The sequence below is a fragment of the Halorubrum sp. SS7 genome (assembly GCF_005435055.1).
Lineage (GTDB): Archaea > Halobacteriota > Halobacteria > Halobacteriales > Haloferacaceae > Halorubrum > Halorubrum salinarum.
In genome coordinates this window covers 1-357 of record NZ_SGXV01000417.1, presented here as the reverse complement: position 1 = coordinate 357, position 357 = coordinate 1, and the positions used below count along the sequence as shown (strand labels likewise).

Here is a 357-nt window from a genome sequence, read left to right as displayed (position 1 = left end):
GATCGTCCGCGGTCGCGACGAGTCGAAGTCGCCAGCCACCGCGACCGACGATCCGGACCGAGGGGACGCCGAGACGGCGCAGTTCGAGTTCGCAACCGAGTCCGAGCTCGCCCCCGCGACGGACGCCGCGGGGGCTTCCGGCGGCGTCTCGGTCGACGCGGTCGGCGGCGCGGCGGCGGTACTCGTCGTCTTCGCCCCGTACGCGGTGTACGTCGCGTTCGAACTCCGGAGCGCCGTCGCGATTGCGGCGGCAGTAGCGACCGCGACGCTCCTGTGTGGGGCGCTCGCGATGTGGGTGCCGGCGAGCGGCGTGCTCGACCGGAGCGGGCAGAGCGCCGCGGCGGAGCCGGAGAGAGA

Annotated in this window: 1 pseudogene; it reads left to right on the top strand. The window is 74.5% G+C overall.

From position 1 onward, the window contains the following. Positions 1-357, top strand: a pseudogene (locus EXE44_RS18620) (signal peptidase I); the annotation flags it as partial.